This window comes from Patescibacteria group bacterium, from assembly GCA_018817085.1.
Lineage (GTDB): Bacteria > Patescibacteriota > WWE3 > CG2-30-40-12 > CG2-30-40-12 > CG2-30-40-12.
This window is the reverse complement of the sequence record JAHIUT010000065.1, coordinates 1-16028: the sequence shown is the minus strand read 5'-3', so window position 1 is coordinate 16028 and position 16028 is coordinate 1. Positions and strand designations below refer to the sequence as shown.

General features: G+C 38.7%; 17 protein-coding genes and 1 tRNA gene. 10 read left to right on the top strand and 8 right to left on the bottom strand.

Annotated elements, in window-relative coordinates:
- Positions 1-145: 145 nt before the first annotated feature.
- The 4 genes from KJ678_04330 to KJ678_04315 form a co-directional block, all read right to left on the bottom strand.
- The gene (locus KJ678_04330) at positions 146-1639 is read right to left on the bottom strand and encodes a hypothetical protein (GenBank protein ID MBU1017357.1); all 1494 of its coding nucleotides are present in this window, start codon (positions 1637-1639) and stop codon (positions 146-148) included.
- Between the two features lie 84 nt (positions 1640-1723).
- Positions 1724-2365: a nucleotidyl transferase AbiEii/AbiGii toxin family protein gene (locus KJ678_04325; protein MBU1017356.1), complete on the bottom strand. Its 642-nt coding sequence runs from the start codon at positions 2363-2365 to the stop codon at positions 1724-1726.
- Entirely contained in the window at positions 2322-2603 is a 282-nt protein-coding gene (locus tag KJ678_04320; GenBank protein MBU1017355.1) for a hypothetical protein, read from the bottom strand. The genes KJ678_04325 and KJ678_04320 overlap by 44 nt, the downstream gene beginning before the upstream one ends.
- Positions 2604-2627: 24 nt before the next feature.
- Positions 2628-2700: transfer RNA gene (locus tag KJ678_04315), tRNA-Glu, on the bottom strand.
- Positions 2701-2724: 24 nt separating this feature from the next.
- Between KJ678_04315 and KJ678_04310 the strand changes: the two genes are divergently transcribed.
- Positions 2725-3135 (top strand): hypothetical protein, encoded by a 411-nt coding sequence (locus KJ678_04310; protein MBU1017354.1) that lies wholly within the window; start codon positions 2725-2727, stop codon positions 3133-3135.
- Here the strand turns inward: KJ678_04310 and KJ678_04305 are convergent.
- Positions 3111-4862 carry a VanW family protein gene (locus KJ678_04305; protein MBU1017353.1) on the bottom strand — a complete coding sequence of 584 codons (1752 nt, stop codon included), beginning with the start codon at positions 4860-4862 and terminating at the stop codon, positions 3111-3113. The genes KJ678_04310 and KJ678_04305 overlap by 25 nt on opposite strands.
- A gap of 4 nt (positions 4863-4866) precedes the next feature.
- Entirely contained in the window at positions 4867-5373 is a 507-nt protein-coding gene (locus KJ678_04300) for an NYN domain-containing protein (GenBank protein ID MBU1017352.1), read from the bottom strand.
- A gap of 109 nt (positions 5374-5482) precedes the next feature.
- Here KJ678_04300 and KJ678_04295 point away from each other — a divergent pair, with 109 nt between their 5' ends.
- The 3 genes from KJ678_04295 to KJ678_04285 all read left to right on the top strand — a co-directional run bounded on the left by KJ678_04295 (position 5483) and on the right by KJ678_04285 (position 8173).
- Positions 5483-5914 (top strand): hypothetical protein, encoded by a 432-nt coding sequence (locus KJ678_04295; protein MBU1017351.1) that lies wholly within the window; start codon positions 5483-5485, stop codon positions 5912-5914.
- 408 nt (positions 5915-6322) lie between these two features.
- Positions 6323-6532: a hypothetical protein gene (locus KJ678_04290; protein MBU1017350.1), complete on the top strand. Its 210-nt coding sequence runs from the start codon at positions 6323-6325 to the stop codon at positions 6530-6532.
- Positions 6533-6643: 111 nt separating this feature from the next.
- A complete protein-coding gene (locus KJ678_04285; GenBank protein ID MBU1017349.1) occupies positions 6644-8173 on the top strand; it encodes a YifB family Mg chelatase-like AAA ATPase in 1530 nt (509 codons plus the stop codon).
- Here the strand turns inward: KJ678_04285 and KJ678_04280 are convergent.
- A complete protein-coding gene (locus KJ678_04280) occupies positions 8155-8415 on the bottom strand; it encodes a hypothetical protein (protein MBU1017348.1) in 261 nt (86 codons plus the stop codon). The two genes, KJ678_04285 and KJ678_04280, sit on opposite strands and share 19 nt — an antisense overlap.
- Before the next feature lie 116 nt (positions 8416-8531).
- Between KJ678_04280 and KJ678_04275 the strand changes: the two genes are divergently transcribed.
- The 5 genes from KJ678_04275 (at position 8532) to secF (ending at position 13171) form a co-directional block, all read left to right on the top strand.
- Positions 8532-8942: a DUF4446 family protein gene (locus tag KJ678_04275; protein ID MBU1017347.1), complete on the top strand. Its 411-nt coding sequence runs from the start codon at positions 8532-8534 to the stop codon at positions 8940-8942.
- Between the two features lie 10 nt (positions 8943-8952).
- On the top strand, positions 8953-10212 hold the full coding sequence (locus KJ678_04270; GenBank protein MBU1017346.1) for a DUF3048 domain-containing protein: 1260 nt from the start codon (positions 8953-8955) through the stop codon (positions 10210-10212).
- Between the two features lie 12 nt (positions 10213-10224).
- The gene (locus KJ678_04265; protein MBU1017345.1) at positions 10225-10806 is read left to right on the top strand and encodes a winged helix-turn-helix domain-containing protein; all 582 of its coding nucleotides are present in this window, start codon (positions 10225-10227) and stop codon (positions 10804-10806) included.
- Positions 10807-10813: 7 nt separating this feature from the next.
- Positions 10814-12121 (top strand): protein translocase subunit SecD, encoded by a 1308-nt coding sequence (secD, locus tag KJ678_04260; protein ID MBU1017344.1) that lies wholly within the window; start codon positions 10814-10816, stop codon positions 12119-12121.
- A 156-nt stretch (positions 12122-12277) separates the two neighbouring features.
- Positions 12278-13171, top strand: a complete 894-nt coding sequence (secF, locus tag KJ678_04255) for a protein translocase subunit SecF (GenBank protein MBU1017343.1) — start codon at positions 12278-12280, stop codon at positions 13169-13171.
- Here secF and recJ read toward each other — a convergent pair.
- Entirely contained in the window at positions 13157-14785 is a 1629-nt protein-coding gene (recJ, locus tag KJ678_04250) for a single-stranded-DNA-specific exonuclease RecJ (GenBank protein MBU1017342.1), read from the bottom strand. The genes secF and recJ overlap by 15 nt on opposite strands.
- Positions 14786-15026: 241 nt before the next feature.
- Between recJ and KJ678_04245 the strand changes: the two genes are divergently transcribed.
- The gene (locus KJ678_04245) at positions 15027-15869 is read left to right on the top strand and encodes a Bro-N domain-containing protein (GenBank protein MBU1017341.1); all 843 of its coding nucleotides are present in this window, start codon (positions 15027-15029) and stop codon (positions 15867-15869) included.
- Positions 15870-16028: the final 159 nt, after the last annotated feature.

Sequence of the window (16028 nt, the reverse complement as noted above, 5' to 3'; positions counted from 1 at the left end):
ACGGCTTAATTTTTGTGAATGTTTTCGAAAAAATTCGAACTCGTTTTAAGTCAAGTTTTTAGCTCGCTTCTTCGCTACCCGCTATTCCAGCGCGGTGTCCCCGCCCGCCAACGCTTCCGTTATTTTTTGCGCCCGCGATTTAATTTTATTTTAAATTACAACTTGGTGGCCCATAACAGTAACAGTTTTTTTCTCTGTTAATGTTTTTATTAGGGGCTACTATAATTCCATTTTTACACCAATCCGGGTAGAATGGACTGAATTGAGGACAATCCTCGCACTCTTTCATAATGTCTTTATCGGCATCTATAGGAATTGTAGTGTCCTTCGCTATTTCGTACCAATCCAAAAAATCGACATAGATAAATTGATCAAAATTAGAAGGCTCCGTATTTGGATATAACTCTTGAAATTGATAACTACAGACTATCTTTTGTATTTTAGAAGAAGAAAGATCAAAATCGTAGAAACACGACGACATTGATGTGGTATTACGATTATTGGATGGCATACGCTCAAATATTATATGAGTTCGATCCTTCGATATAGTGACAAATCGGAGGGAGTCCCTTTGAGATGGGTTATTATCATCAACTCCATGATCTCTTGAAATAATTGTTTGCGAGGATAATTTTTTGGTATTTATATCATATTGCTGTATATAGAAAGCATCTGGTGTTTCTGATTTTACAAGTATTAAGCCATTTCGAAACAATTTTCCGTATTCGTCGTATATTACCTCTTTATTTTCTATTACCGGTAAATTATCTTCATAGTTATTTCTGTAATCAATAATTATATTGTCAAGATAAACTCGTCCATTTATCATATCGTCTTTATGAAGATTGTATGTGTCGACCGGAAGCAATTTTTTATATATGACATTACCGGTTTTATAGTTATATATACACAGTGATTTTAGCATTTCTCCAGATTGAGATTTTGGTGTGTTATACCATTGGGTTGTAAAAAGGATATCTCCTGAATTTTCAGACCAAGACGAAATTTGTCCTTCGCAGCCTGTACTTTTAATATCCTCAATAATTTTTTCTTTATTATTCGTGTCTACAGTTCGTATCCATGCGCTAGTAGGAAGATTATTTTCAAAATCAATCGTGTATAAAAACTTATTATCATTATCCTGGCTTGCTACTTTTATACATATCTCTTCGCTTTTTGAATCTGTACATACCCCTCTCTGAATGCCTTCATATGCTTTTTGTTGTTCGGCATATATTTGTTTGAAATATGGGTGGTTAACTGGTAATTCGTCAATTATTTTAGTTATTGGATTAACTTGCCAATACTTACAGAAAGGATCTATTGTATTAGGATCAGACCCAATTCGATAAGCACAAACATTACCTCGGACAAACGTTTGAAATATGTAACTAGATGGGATTAATTTATCTGCCGCCTGCTTTTTATTATTTGTTACTGGTAATTTATCAGAAGGTATCCTATTTTTAGAATTTAAAATAAACCACAATCCAACTATTAGTAGAATAAACAAAAGCGGAACTGTGTAAATTATCCAGTAATTTATTTTTGATTTTTTGGGGGCTTTAACAGTCTGACTCATCGGATTTTGTATGTTTTGCTGGGTATTTTGGTTACCAATATTGGTTTGGTCTTTCATATGTATCTCTATGAAAATAGTATAGCATATTTTGGACACAGGTTTTTTGTGCCCCCGGAGGGATGTTCGAACCCTAGATTATTGTTACAGAGCAAGAATTTGCTGGACAATTCCGTTTAAGTCCGCTTTAAATATTTCTTTATCTGGAACTCTTTTAACCCACTTAATTTGGTTAATTTCCTCCACGGGGAAAGCGCTTATTTTTTCAGCAACTGCGGGAGGGAAAATGCCCACAGTTTTAGTGTTTACATTAGAAAAAGTTTTTTTCCAATTAACCTTCTTATTTTTGGCAATAATCCATAAATCAACAATGTCTTTTGGCTCCTCACGGCTAATTAGAGCCGAAACTTTATTGGCTAATATGTTCTCTAAACTATCTATTTTGGAAAAAATGGCAACCCTCTTGAATTTTCCAGTATGTCCTACGGTATCATTAACAAAGTCAACTTTGAGTATTTTATCCACTTTTATCGAAAAATAGCTTTCCGAACGATGGGTAACTAAAATTTTAAGGGGGGTTAATTGGGAAATTATCCTTTCAACATACTTGGAAAAGTGGGTATCTTGATTTACAAACATGTCTAAATCTTCAGAATAGCGGTGGTTAAAGTAAAAGCGAGAGAGGGCAGTACCTCCGGTTAAGTAAAACGGGGTTTGGAGAGGGGATATTAACTTTAGAACTTTATCTTGCAGTGGATAAAGTGTATTGGTGTAAAACGAAGTCATAGCCTTTTTTAATTGTTTTATTATAAATACGCTTTTTAACTTTCGGCCAGTACTGCGCGAGTTGTTTTAGAGAAATTAATTTTCTTGCTTCATAATAGTTGAGGTTTTCTAGAACCCGTCCAATTGCCCACTCTTGATTAAGCCAACCCATTTTTTTCTTACCCGCCAAAATTTGCTGGAAATCTTTCAGTTTTAAATTGTAATCCCAAACGATTTGTTTGTACTGGCTTTGATTCATAAATATAGTATAGCATATTTTTAGTGACCCCGGAGGGATTCGAACCCTCGATTCCCGCCTTGAGAAGGCGATGTCCTAACCGCTAGACGACGGGGCCGGCAAGTGGTACTATTATACTAGAATGAAACCTGCTATTCAAAAGATACTAATTATCAGCTTTCCTTTTATCGCCTTGTTCCTTGGAATTCTTGCGTTTTTGGAATTTCAAGCCTACAAACCAACCCTTGCCCTTAAAAGCGAAGGAACCGTTGCCGGTGAAAAAACCATAGCCTTCGCCCTAAAATACCCCAACTCCCAAATAATGAGTCAAAGCATCTTAAAAAATAGCGAATCTATTACCCAACAAACTACAAACTCCCCCTCCACAGTATTAAGCTATTACAAAAACATGCTAACTAAAAACGGGTGGAAATTAGTAAGCCCGGCAATTTACAAAAAGGGAAACGAGACTATAACTATAACCCTTACCAAAGATTCCAACAACATTACTATAGTAAATGTAGATTATTATTCCGCCGTCCCCACCAAATAAACCGCTTTCCAAGGCTGGTAATTACTTATAAAAGTATCCTCGTATAATACTTTTCCGTTCTTCTCCACCACCCTTTTAAGCTCCACAACCGCTCCCCAAGCTGACCAATCCACCTGTTTTGTAACGCCTTTAGGAAGCGAAGGGTCGTCTTGATATAAAGGAGCGGGAGGCGGGGTTTGGGAAAGTATTTTTGAGTTCAAGCTTTTTACAACCCGCCCGTCCTTAGTTCCATAAAGCCTAAAATAAAGTTTGCTTTCTTTCGCGATATACTCGCTTTGCACTAAAATATAATTTTGGGTATCGTTTTTAAACTTAAAATCCACCGTGGGCTGGTAAACAGTAGCGTCAAAACCAACAGGCATATCCTGCTCATAATAACTTACCCTATACGCGTGCGCTGTTCTGGAAATCACAGGCAGGCCCGAATTTAATACCGCTCTAAAAAAAGTTGTGGAAACTTGGCAAACCCCGCCACCCTCGCCTAAAACAGTGCGTCCTTTGCTTATAATATACGCTGAAGTAAAACCGTGGGCATAATCTATGGGGCCTACATTGCTATTAAAAGAAAAAATTTCTCCGGGAGCTATTAAAATCCCATTTAAGTTTTTTGCCGCAAGCTCAATATTAAACATTCTTCCCGCGGCAGACCCCACAAATGTGGAAACCCCCTCGCCAATAAGTTCTTTAATTCCATACGAGTTGTCTTGAGAAAAAGGCATAAACTCCTCCACCGGAATATCAATCTGCCTTTCCATAAAACTATCAAGCAATGCCAAAGAAAATATTTCCACCGCGGGATGCTCTTTAACAACAAACCCCGGCGTTGGCAAACGAAAATCCACTACCTTTTCCCCTTCAACTTTAAAGATTTCCGATTTGGGCGGGCGATTTATTTGCTCGGCTATAGAAATAACAAATTTTTTGACCTTTTCTTTATCCGCGCTTATTTCAACTTGCGCATCTTTTCTGGAAAAAACAACCATCAGCAAAAAATCGTTTTTGGTTATCTTCCAAGACTTTTCCCCAAAAACAAACATCGGGAGGTTGTTTATAAGCTCCCCCACTTTTGCTTGAACCGTTTCCAAGTCCCCTTGCGTTAATTTAGGTTGGTAACCATCGGTTTTTACCGACAAATCTAAAAAAACGGCGTTTGAAATGTTTTTTAGAATTTCGCTTTTAACACTTTCCTTATCCATCACCGCGCCCGTTTCTTCTGGGATAATTATTAAATCGCCGTTTGCGGATAAAGAAAAACGCGCGTCGCTATGCGGGGTATCCACGCTTTTGACAATAACATCAAGTCTGTCGTTTAAAGCTTCGTCTTCGTAAGAAAAAACATAGTTGATATAAATAGGATTAAAAATACCCGCAACTTTTGCCTTAAAATTCTCAAAAAAATTCCCGTCCCTGCCTACTTTAAAAGCGGTTTTTGCGGTTTGTTCAATATCATAATTAAGCCCTATTTCTTGCAAAGGTATATCAAAAGTTTGGTCGCCGTAAGTAAGTTTTAGAGTTTGATTGTTTGGGATTTGCCCTTTAATTGCCACAAGAGTCTGCGAAAAGTTAAGCCTTCCTAAATTAGCGTTTTTGATACGCGTTCCGGGTATAACCGTTTTGGCAAAAAGAAGATGGTACAAAGAAAACACTACCACCCCAAAAAGGGCAATTGCGTAAAAAACCCACAACACCCTTTTAATAAGATTTTTACTTTCCGCTTTTTTTTTCATTTTTTCATTTGCTTTTTATCAAAAAGTCGTTTGGTTTATCTTCCAAATTAACAAAATGGTCGGCCGCGCTAACAAGCATTGATGAAGTGGTTCTTTCAAAACCCACCACTTCTACCCTGCAACCTTTATTGTTTTTTAAGTAATCTACCAAAGCTGAAAAATCGCCGTCGCCGGTAACAAGAACTATCACATCCACTTTGTCGGCAAGACGGATAGCGTCCATAGCAATACCCACATCCCAATCACCCTTTTTAGCCCCGCCAAAAAAGACTTGCAAATCTTTGGTTCTTACTTCAAACCCTCTTTTTTCCAAAGCGTCAAAAAACTCTTTTTCCGCCCCAACATCCGCTTTTATAACATAGGCAAAAGCTCTGATTAGTTTTCTTCCCGAAACAGCGGAATGCAAAACCTTTCCAAAATCAACCTTAGCGCCGTACAAATTTTTGGCGCTGTAGTACATATTTGAAACATCCACAAAAACCCCTACCCTTTGGTCGCTGTGCATACTCATAAAATCACCTCCTTATTATGAAGTGTACCAAAAAACCCAAAACCTACAAAGGATGAAATTCAAAAAAGGAGCTTCGTCTTTGCGACAACTTTAATGTTATACTGGAAGTGTGAAAAACACAGCGTCCAAGCAACCTGTATTTGAAGAAACAGTTTTTGTTTGTAATCTTACTAATGAGGTTAAAAAAGTCTGCGGTCTAGATTCTTCGAGAGCATATTTAAACACAAAAATATTGAAACACCTGTACGACAAAAAACCCGCAGAAGAATTCGACTTTATAATAAGAAATGTTCATACTATAACGAAATACCCAGATAAGATATACAAAAATAGAGCTAGTAAGAGGGGAGCATTTTGTTTAGTAAAGAAACTTAAGGGGGACCTTTATTTTTGTTCCATAGAAGTAGCACAGGAAATTTCCCTCGATGGTTTTGCGGAAAATAGGAATTATATTGTTACTTGTTTTAGGTTAAGGAACGAAAACTATTTGAAGAATTACGAACTCTTATGGAGTTGGAAGGGCGGCGTTCCTTCATCGTAGTGCTTTCGATACTAGCAAGCTAGTCTAATTGCACCCCGCAGTAGAGCCATTTCTGTCTTTCAACCCCATAAAAGCCAATAATTAATGCGGTTACTCAAGCTCATTATTCTAAATATATATTAACACATAAGTCAAATAAAATGAATAGTTGGTAATTCTCGTCATTGCGAGAAGAGAGCCGTAGGCGAACGACGAAACAATCTCACCGGGATTGCTTCCCCGCCCAGGGCGGATCGCAATGACGCTGTGCTGATGACTGCGAGTAGTTACCCCTCTGTTTAGACCCCATAGTTGACACTTGGGGTATTTTTATGCTATTATTTCCCTATTGAACTGGGCGAATGAGCAAATAGCGGATAAGACATCCGCTTCACAATTTATGGCGCCACGCGCCGAGGAGAGAATAAAATGAACGACGAGCGTACACCAAGAAGGCAGAAGCACCTCGCTTTAGCGCAAAATATGAGCGCAGACACTAGATTATTGGACTCTATCAGGGAGAACTGGAGGAAGCTCCTTGAGTGGTTACAAGGTAAGGAAGGGCGCCTTCTGCCCACGGACGAGGCAGAAGAAACCCGCTTACAAGAAACGGATAGCTATCCTATTCTAAAAGAGTAGGGATATTATTTTATATTTTGTGCGCGCTACGGCGGTGGGAAAATTAGCAAAGTTCCCACCGCTTTCTTTTTTAATTTTGACATTTGAGCCTTGAGCTTCTATTATAGTATTATGCCTATAGCAAAAATTACCTCTGGCACTGTGGTCGGATTGGAACCTTTTCCTATTGAAATTGAAGTGTCTATTGACCATCAAGGATTCCCCGGTTTTTCTATTGTAGGTCTTGCTTCAAAAGAAGTGGACGAAGCAAAAGAACGGGTTCGTAGCGCCATTAAAAACTGCGGTTTTAAGTTTCCTGATAAAAGAATTACCGTAAACTTAGCCCCCGCCGACCTTCCCAAAAAAGGTTCCGCCTTTGATTTTCCTATTGCCGTGGGAATACTTTTAGCCGACAAGCAAATGTTCTTTGACCCTTCTAAAGATGTGTTTATAGGAGAACTTTCCCTTGACGGTGGGCTAAGACACACCTCCTCCGTATTGCCCATAGCCTTAATGGCAAAGGAAAGAAAGTTTGCCAATATCTTTTTGCCACAACTAAATGTTAAAGAAGCAAGCATTGTGTCCGATGTTTTTGTACGTCCTGTAAACTCGCTTACGGATATTTGCAACCATTTTTCCGGCGAAAAGATTATTTATCCCGCTAAAACCATTAATCTGGAAGAACTATTAACCGAAGAGGTACATTACGAATTTGATTTTTCCGAAGTTCGGGGACAACAACATGTTAAACGAGCCTTGCAAGTTGCCTGCGCGGGGGGACATAATATCTCAATGAAAGGTCCGCCCGGGGCGGGAAAGACTATGCTTGCAAGATGTCTTCCTTCTATTCTGCCAAACCCTACCCCACAAGAAGCTTTGGAGGTTACCAAAATATATTCCATTTCCGGAAATTTAAGCCCAGACTTGTCCATTATAAAAACTCGCCCCTTTAGAAGCCCGCATCACACCACCTCCCGCGCGGGTCTTGTTGGAGGTTCGTCAAACCTTTTGCCAGGAGAGATTTCTCTTGCTCACCGAGGTGTTTTGTTTTTGGATGAATTTGCGGAATTGCCACGACATGTTTTAGAAGCTCTGCGACAACCAATAGAAGATGGTTTTATAACTATAAGCAGAGCCGCCGGCTCCATAAAATTCCCAAGTCGCGTTATGCTGGTTGTTGCTTTTAATCCCTGCCCCTGCGGGTTTTTGGGAGACCCCAAAAAAAGCTGTTCGTGCTTTCCTAACCAAATAATTCGCTACCAAAAAAGAATCTCCGGCCCCATTTTGGATAGAATTGATATCCACATAGATGTGCCGGCGGTTGAAACGGATAAGCTAATAGAGGAAAGAGCCGTTTATGGCAAAACATCTAAACAAATGAGAGAAGAAACGCAAAAAGCTAAAAACATTCAAATTAAAAGGTTTAAGAATCTAAATATTACCGGAAACGCGGAAATGAAACCCAAAGAAATTAAAGAATTTTGCAAACTAAATAACGAATGTTTAAACACTTTAAGACACGCGGTAACTCAAATGGGATTGTCAGCAAGAGCGTATTTTAGAATCATAAAAGTGGCAAGAACAATAGCGGACTTGGAAAATTCAAAAGAGATTGCCCAAAACCATTTATCCGAAGCGCTTACTTACCGCCCTAAAATATAAACAGCAAAAATAATAGAAAAACAAATTAAACTCAACAAAAGCGATTTAACTACCTCTTTTTTAACCACCGCAACTGAAGTGTAATCAGCATCCGCCAATTGATTTTTAGGCAAAGGGCTCTGCGCAACAATGTTGTCCCCTTTAACGGAAACGGACGGTTTATGCGCCACAGGCTGGGACGACAACTGCGCCCGTAACGCTTCTATTTTTCTGCGGTAATTCTTATCCTTTTTCCTGCTCATATTAAAATTTTAGCACATCTCGTATCAAAAAGGGACTACCCCGAATCGGGGTAGTCCCTTTTTGGGAAAGTTGATATTGGTTTCGGATTTTTTGCTATTGTGATATTATACACATAATGGATAACATAGGTACTCTTTATATTCTCTTATCTATCCTTTTTATTGTAAACACCGCAACCTTTGGGTTTTTGCTAATAAAAATTAAAAAACTTTCAAAAATAGCAAAATCTTTGGACTTAAACACCCTAATACAAATCTCGCAAGATTTAGAAAAGCTTAAAAAAGTATCTCAAAAATCTTTTCAAAAAATAGGAGTGGTTAAATTTAATCCTTTTAAATCTATGGGAGGGAACTTATCCTTTGCGGTGGCTATATTAAATAAGTTGAATGAGGGACTTATCATCTCTGGGCTTCACAACAGGGAATCCACTAGAACTTACATCAAAGAAATTTCTTCTGGAAAAGATAATAAAATTGAGTTATCATCAGAAGAGAGAAAGGCGTTAGAGAACGCCGAGAAAAGTTAGTTTTTTAAATATGGAAATAATAGAAAAAAATATTTCGGAAAACAAAAACGAGTTCACTTTAGCGCCAGAGGCGGAAATAAGCGAACCCCCACCAGTAAAACCAATTAGGAAAATTGTTTTAACAATAATAACTGTATTTTTTACCATTGCAATTTTATCCGCCACGGGATTTTTTGTTTACCAAAAGTTCTTCGCAAATAAAAATGTTTCCATAGAAAGTCCTCTGGGGGAAGGACCCTCCAAAAGCAGTACAAACAACCCAAACGCCGTTAAGGAATTTGCAAGCCCAATAAATGGGGTTTATCACACCAAAGAGGAGTACGAACAATTTATGAGTCGCCGTCCGTTGGCGATAATGGTAAATAATCACATAGACGCAAGGCCTCAATCTGGTCTTACTGCGGCGGACATTGTTTACGAAGCCGTTGCCGAAGGAGGTATAACTCGCCTAATGCCTATTTTTCATTCCACAGACGCCGAAAAGGCGGGGCCTGTTAGGTCGGCGCGCGTTCATTTTATTGATTTAGCGGCAGAATATTTTTCCTGGTACGCGCATTGGGGCGGAGCTTACGCGCCAACATTTCCCGATGGCACTAAAGACTACTCTGAAACAAACCCCAAAGCGGACGCGTATCAGCATATAAATGATGTAGGTCTTGCTAGCCTAGACCAAATGTGGCTAGGCGACACTGCCTATTACCGAGACACTAGCAGAGATGTGGCTTTAGAACACACGGGATATACCGGAACACCCGCGTTGTGGAAAGAAGCGCCAAACAAGTATCCTGAAGAAGGCTGGACAAAATTTATTAAGTTTGAAACTTGGAAATTTAAGGACGATTCCTCTCCCTCTGGCAGAGGCTTTGTTACCGATATTAAATTTAATTTTTGGGAAGAACCTAATTTTGAGGTGGTGTGGAAATACAACAAAGACACCAATGAATATACAAGATATCAAGGCGGGGTGAAATTTATTGACGCGGAAAATCAAAAGGATATTGTCGCCAAAGATGTTGTGGTTCAATTTACGAAAGAGACTTCCGCAGAGGATAAAAAGAACCATCTTTTATACGATATTGTTGGGTCGGGTACCGCAAAAATATTTATGGACGGAAAGGTTATAAACGCCACTTGGTCTAAATCGTCCATTAGAGAAAGAACATTTTTTTATGATGAAAGCGGAAAAGAAATGGAATTTAATCGCGGTCAGATTTGGGTTGAAATCATCCCCACTAAAAGCGCCGACTCGTTGAGTTTCGTTACACAATGAAGGGTAACCAAAATGCTCAAAGATATAATCACCTCCGAAGTGAGAACTAAAATAATTTTGGAACTCTATAAAAATCTGCATACTCCCTTGCATATAAGAGAACTTGCCCGAAGAGTAGGCACGGAAATAAATGCGGTAAGAAGGGAATTAGACCGCTTGCAAAAATGCGGGATGCTCAAAAAAGAACCCAAGACTAACAAAATTTTTTACTCCGTTAGAACCGATTATTCCTCTTTTAGCGAGATATTATCTTTTGTAAATAAAGAAGTGGGGTTGGGAGGTCTTATTGTTAAAAACCTTGCGGAGCTTGGAAAAGTTAAATTTGCCCTTTTATCCACCGAATTTGCGCAGGGAAGGATTGCCACTCCAAACGAAGTGGACCTTCTTTTGGTAGGGGCTGTGGACATAAAGTATTTGCAAGAACTCGTTAAAAAATCCGAAAAAGATTTAGGGCATGAAATAAATTACACGGTGCTGGGAGAAGACGAGTTTGATTTTAAAAAAGCCCGAAGAGATCCCTTTATTTTAAACATACTTCTGCAAGGAAGGGTCGTACTTGTGGGAGACGAATCTAAATTCTGTTTGGTAAAATAATCCCGCTATGAACAAAACAAGGTCACTAGGACTTTTTATATTGGCAATAACAATTATCACGCTTCTAATTGATATTCCAAAAATACGAATTCGCGATACCGAAATTGGGGGGTACTCCATTGATATTCTAAATGGAAAATTTAAACGGGATTTAAACATTAGAAAGGGGCTTGATTTAGCGGGAGGCGTTCATGTTGTTTTGCAGGCGGATATGGAAAACATTGCCAAAGAGGATAGAGTTTCCGCTATAGACGCCGCAAAAAAAGTTATAGAAAGAAGAGTTAATTTATACGGCGTTTCAGAACCCACCGTTCAAACCGCTAAAATTGGAGACTCCTATAGAATACTTGTGGAACTTCCCGGCATATATAACACTCAAGACGCCATAAGCCTTATCGGAACCACCGCTAAACTTAATTTTAGAGAACTGGTTGAGGGAAAAGACCTGCAAACTGCCACCATTGCCGATTTTGTGGATACGGATTTATCCGGGGGAGACCTTAAAAAGGCTCTTGTTTCGTTTAATCAGCAAACCAATGAACCCGAAGTTGGGCTTGAATTTACGCAAAGCGGGGCGGAAAAATTTGGAGAAATAACCAAAAAAAATCTGCAAAAACCGCTCGCTATATTTTTAGACAACTCCCTTTTAACCGCGCCCACGGTGCAAGCGGTAATAACTGACGGAAGCGCGATAATATCCGGAAAATTTACATTAGACGAAGCGAAATCGTATGTAATTCAACTTAACGCTGGGGCTCTACCTGTTTCGGTAAAAGTGATTGAACAAAGAAATATCGGCGCCACCTTGGGAGCGGATTCCGTAAAAAGAAGTTTGGTTGCGGGAGGAGTGGGACTTTTTTTGGTTGCCGTTTTTATGATAGGAATGTACGGGAAACTTGGTATTCTGGCTGTTATAGCTTTGTTTATTTATAGTTTAATCACTTTGGCGATATACAAACTAATTCCCGTTGTTTTAACTTTGCCGGGGTTGGCGGGGTTTATTCTTTCAATAGGTATGGCCGTGGACAGCAATATCTTAATATTTGAAAGAATAAAAGAAGAAAGACGGCTTGGAAAACCTCTTGGTCTTTCTATGGAACTAGGATTTGGACGAGCGTGGGACTCAATTAGAGACGCTAATATTTCAACACTTATTACTTGTTTTGTTTTATTTAATCCTCTCAATTGGTCTTTTTTGGTAAACGCAGGTCCAGTTAGAGGTTTTGCTTTAACCTTGTTTTTGGGAGTGGTAATATCGTTATTTACAGGGATAATAGTTACCAGAAATTTGATTAGGATTTTTTATAAGGGATAACCCACCAAATGTCAAATGTTAAAGCCAAATCTTAAATCTCAAATCTGAATTCCTTCTTTAGATTTAAGGTTTTGAGTTGTGGCTTTGCGATTTGAGATTTGACTTTTGAGATAGGAATTTCTTTGATCAAATGCGGGTTTTTAGAATTTATCTACTATGGACACAATCAACTTTATGAAATACAAATTAATATATCTTGCCATATCCAGCCTTGTAATTATTCCCGGCGTTATTAGCCTTTTTATTTGGGGACTAAAACCATCCATTGATTTTACCGGCGGAAGTTTATGGGAAATAAAATTTGAAAAACCAACCGAAATAAACACCATTAATAAGATATTCCAAGAACAAAATTTGGAACATTTGCCTATACAAGTTTCTGGGAACAATCAATTTTTGATAAGAATGGCGCCTATTTCCGAGGAAGAGAAAAACAGAGCAAAACAAAGGTTGGCGGATAATTTTGGGGTTGTGGATGAAATTAGATTTGAAACTGTGGGGCCTACTCTGGGAAAAGAGCTTTTAATTAAAACCTTAACCGGAGTTATTTTGGCGGCAATTGCTATTTTAAGCTATGTGGGTTGGCGATTTAAAGACAAAATGTACGGGGTGTGCGCGGTAATTGCTATGTTTCACGATAGCCTTGTTTTGCTTGGAACTTTTTCACTTCTGGGACATTTTCTAAATGTTGAAGTGGGCACGCTTTTTGTTACCGCAGTTTTAACAGTATTAAGCTTTAGCGTTCACGATACTGTAGTTGTTTATGACCGAATAAGAGAAAGTACCGCGCATAGCAAAAACAGGAGCATGGGGGATTTGGCGAATAAAGCCATAACCGAAACAATGACGCGGTCGTTAAATAATTCGTTAACCATAATATTTATGTTAACGGCGCTTACGGTTCTTGGAGGAATAACAGTTAAGTGGTTTGCAGTGGCGCTTTTAATTGGAACCATATCAGGAACATACTCCTCACCGTTTGTGGCGGTTCCATTGCTAGTGGTGGTAAGCGGGGTTTCGAAAAAAGGAGACTCCTTAGTTAAATCCTGATTTCCTAATGTCTCTAATCCTCAAATCCAAATTTCTCCTCCCATTCCAAATGTTCTCGTTTAAGGTATACACAATATCAACTTTATCTTTGGGGACAGCCTCAAAACCGCCAAAACCAAAAGCCACTCCATTTTTTATGTCTCCGGTTGAATCCTTAAAAGATATCTTAAGATGTCCCCCGTCCTTACCTATTTTCCTAATTTCATAAATTTCAACATTTCTTGTTAAAAACACCGGTTCCGGGTTTCCCAGCCCAAAGGGGGCAAAATTTCCCACAAAATCCAAAAGGGGATAAGTAACTTCTTCAAGAGACATTTCCGCATCTATCTTTATTTCTTGAATAATGTCTTCATCTTTTATATTTTTTTCCGAAAAGATATAAAGCTCTCTAACAAGATTTTCTAGCTGTTCGTTTTTAATACTAAAACCAGCCGCCATTGGATGCCCCCCTACCGATTCAAACAAATCTTCAAAATTCCTTAACATTTTTATAATATCCACACCACTTACAGAACGGGCGGAACCTTTGCTAATTTTTTCCTTTTTACTAATAACTATGGAAGGGAGGTAATATTCCGAAACAAGCTTTCCAGCAACAAGCCCAATAATCCCTTCATGAAACCTTTTCCCTTCTGAAATAATTATCTTTAAATCTTTCTTATAAAAATTTTTTGATTCTTCAAATATGGAAAAGGTCATCTCCTGCCTTTTTGAGTTTAATAAATTCAAACTTTTTGCAATTGCCAAAGCTTTAGTATTGCTTGTGGTACACAAAAGTCTCAAAGAATCCAAAGCGCTTTCAAGCCTGCCGGAGGCGTTAAGCCGGGGACCAATTACCCACCCAACCTCATACACCCCTATTTTTTTGTCCTTTATTCCTGAAATTTCTACCAAAGCTTTAAGCCCCGTTCGTTTTAATTTATTAAGTTCAAGCAAACCATATTTAACCAAAGAGCGGTTATACCCTGTTAAGGGCTGCACATCCGCAACCGTCGCAAGGGCGGACAAATCAAACCCTGATTCGGACAATACCCAAGCAATACCGGCAGCGCAAAGTTTATCCGTCCACAAAATTGCGTTAGCCTTGGGCAGATTTTTGCCTTTTTGGTGGTGGTCGCAAATTATTACATTAAACCCTTTTTCTTTTGCGTATAGAACTTCTTTGATAGAAGAAATCCCGCAATCCACTGTGATAATCAGGGGCGACTTGTTTTCCTTTGGCAAAGTTTTGATGATGCTGTCCACGCTCTCCTTAGACAAACCATATCCTTCGTTAAATCTATCGGGGATGTAGGGAAAACAATTTTTATATTTCAGACCGAAATATATTTTTTCCCACAAAATAGCGGTGGCGCAGATGCCATCCACATCGTAATCACCGTGAATGTAGATAGGACTTTTTTTCTTTATGGCTTCTGAAATTAGTTTTTTGGCTTTGTCCGTTTCGGATTTTAAAATTTTATCTTCCTTAAATATCCTATTTAATGTCTCTTGGGGCGAAGGGGGTGTTATAAATTCTTCAAGATTTGAGATATTGCGGTTTATAGCAAGTTGTTCAAAAATATCTTTGCCCTTTTTAGGCGCAACTTTCCACAACTTTTCTTTATTTTGCATAATCTCATAATACTAAACAAACACAATTAGGGATAGACCCAAATTGGGTCTATCCCTATTTTGATCATTTAGTACGGGGATTTTATTTTGTGAGCGGGAAAACTGGGTAGCTTGCTACACAGATGAGAGCCGATTTCTCTCGCTAAGCGAACAAAAGAAGATACTGCGTGGCGAGCCACGCAGAGCTTCATTAATTAATAAGAATTGTATATAATATCAACAGGTATAATAACTATTTCTTATGAAAAAAACCAAAAAACAACTCGCTATATTTGAAGGCAAAAAAATCCGAAGAGTTTGGGACGACGAGAAGGAATTGTGGTATTTCTCGGTAGTAGATATAGTTAACGCGCTAAACGCAAGCGAAAACCCAAGAAATTATTGGAAAGTTCTTAAAAACCGCTTAAAGCAAGAAGGGAGTGAGTTGGTTACAAGATGTAACCAACTGAAAATGAGAGCTTCTGATGGCAAGTTTTACTTGACGGATACCGCAGATACCGAAACGATGTTTAGGATAATTCAATCTATTCCTTCGCCAAAAGCGGAACCATTCAAACTTTGGCTAGCACGCGTAGGGTATGAAAGAGTTGAAGAGGTAGAGGACCCCGAAAAAGCTATTCAAAGAGGGCTTGCAACTTATCTCAAAAAAGGATATTCCAAAAACTGGGTTGATTTGCGTTTGAAAAGTATTGAAATAAGAAAGGATTTAACTAATGAGTGGGAGGAACGCAGTGTTAAGACAGGCAGGGAGTTTGCGATTTTAACAGATGACATTTCTTTTGCGTGGGCTGGATTAAAAATCAAAGATTACAAAAAACATAAAGATTTAAAAAAGGAGAGTTTGCGAGACAATATGACCAATTTAGAGTTAGTTTTAAACATGTTAGCAGAAACGGCAACTACGGAGATATCTAAAAAACGCGAACCGAAGACTTTTCCTGAAAACAGGAGGGTGGCTCGGGAAGGCGGAGGAATTGCCGGCACTGCCAGGAAACAAATTGAAGCCAAAACGGGGAAACCTGTAATAAGCCGTCTTAATTTCAATAAAATGCAAGGGCGAAAAAAACTAAACAAACACAATTAGGGATAGACCCACCCGCCTTCGCCAGCTGGCGAATGGCGGGTGGGTCTATCCCTATTTTACAGACGGGGTTGAGTCCAATTCCTGCTATAATAGAGGCTATGAAAGAGCTTAAAAAATACTTTTTGAGAACTTATGGTTGCGCGGCAAATGAAAAAGATT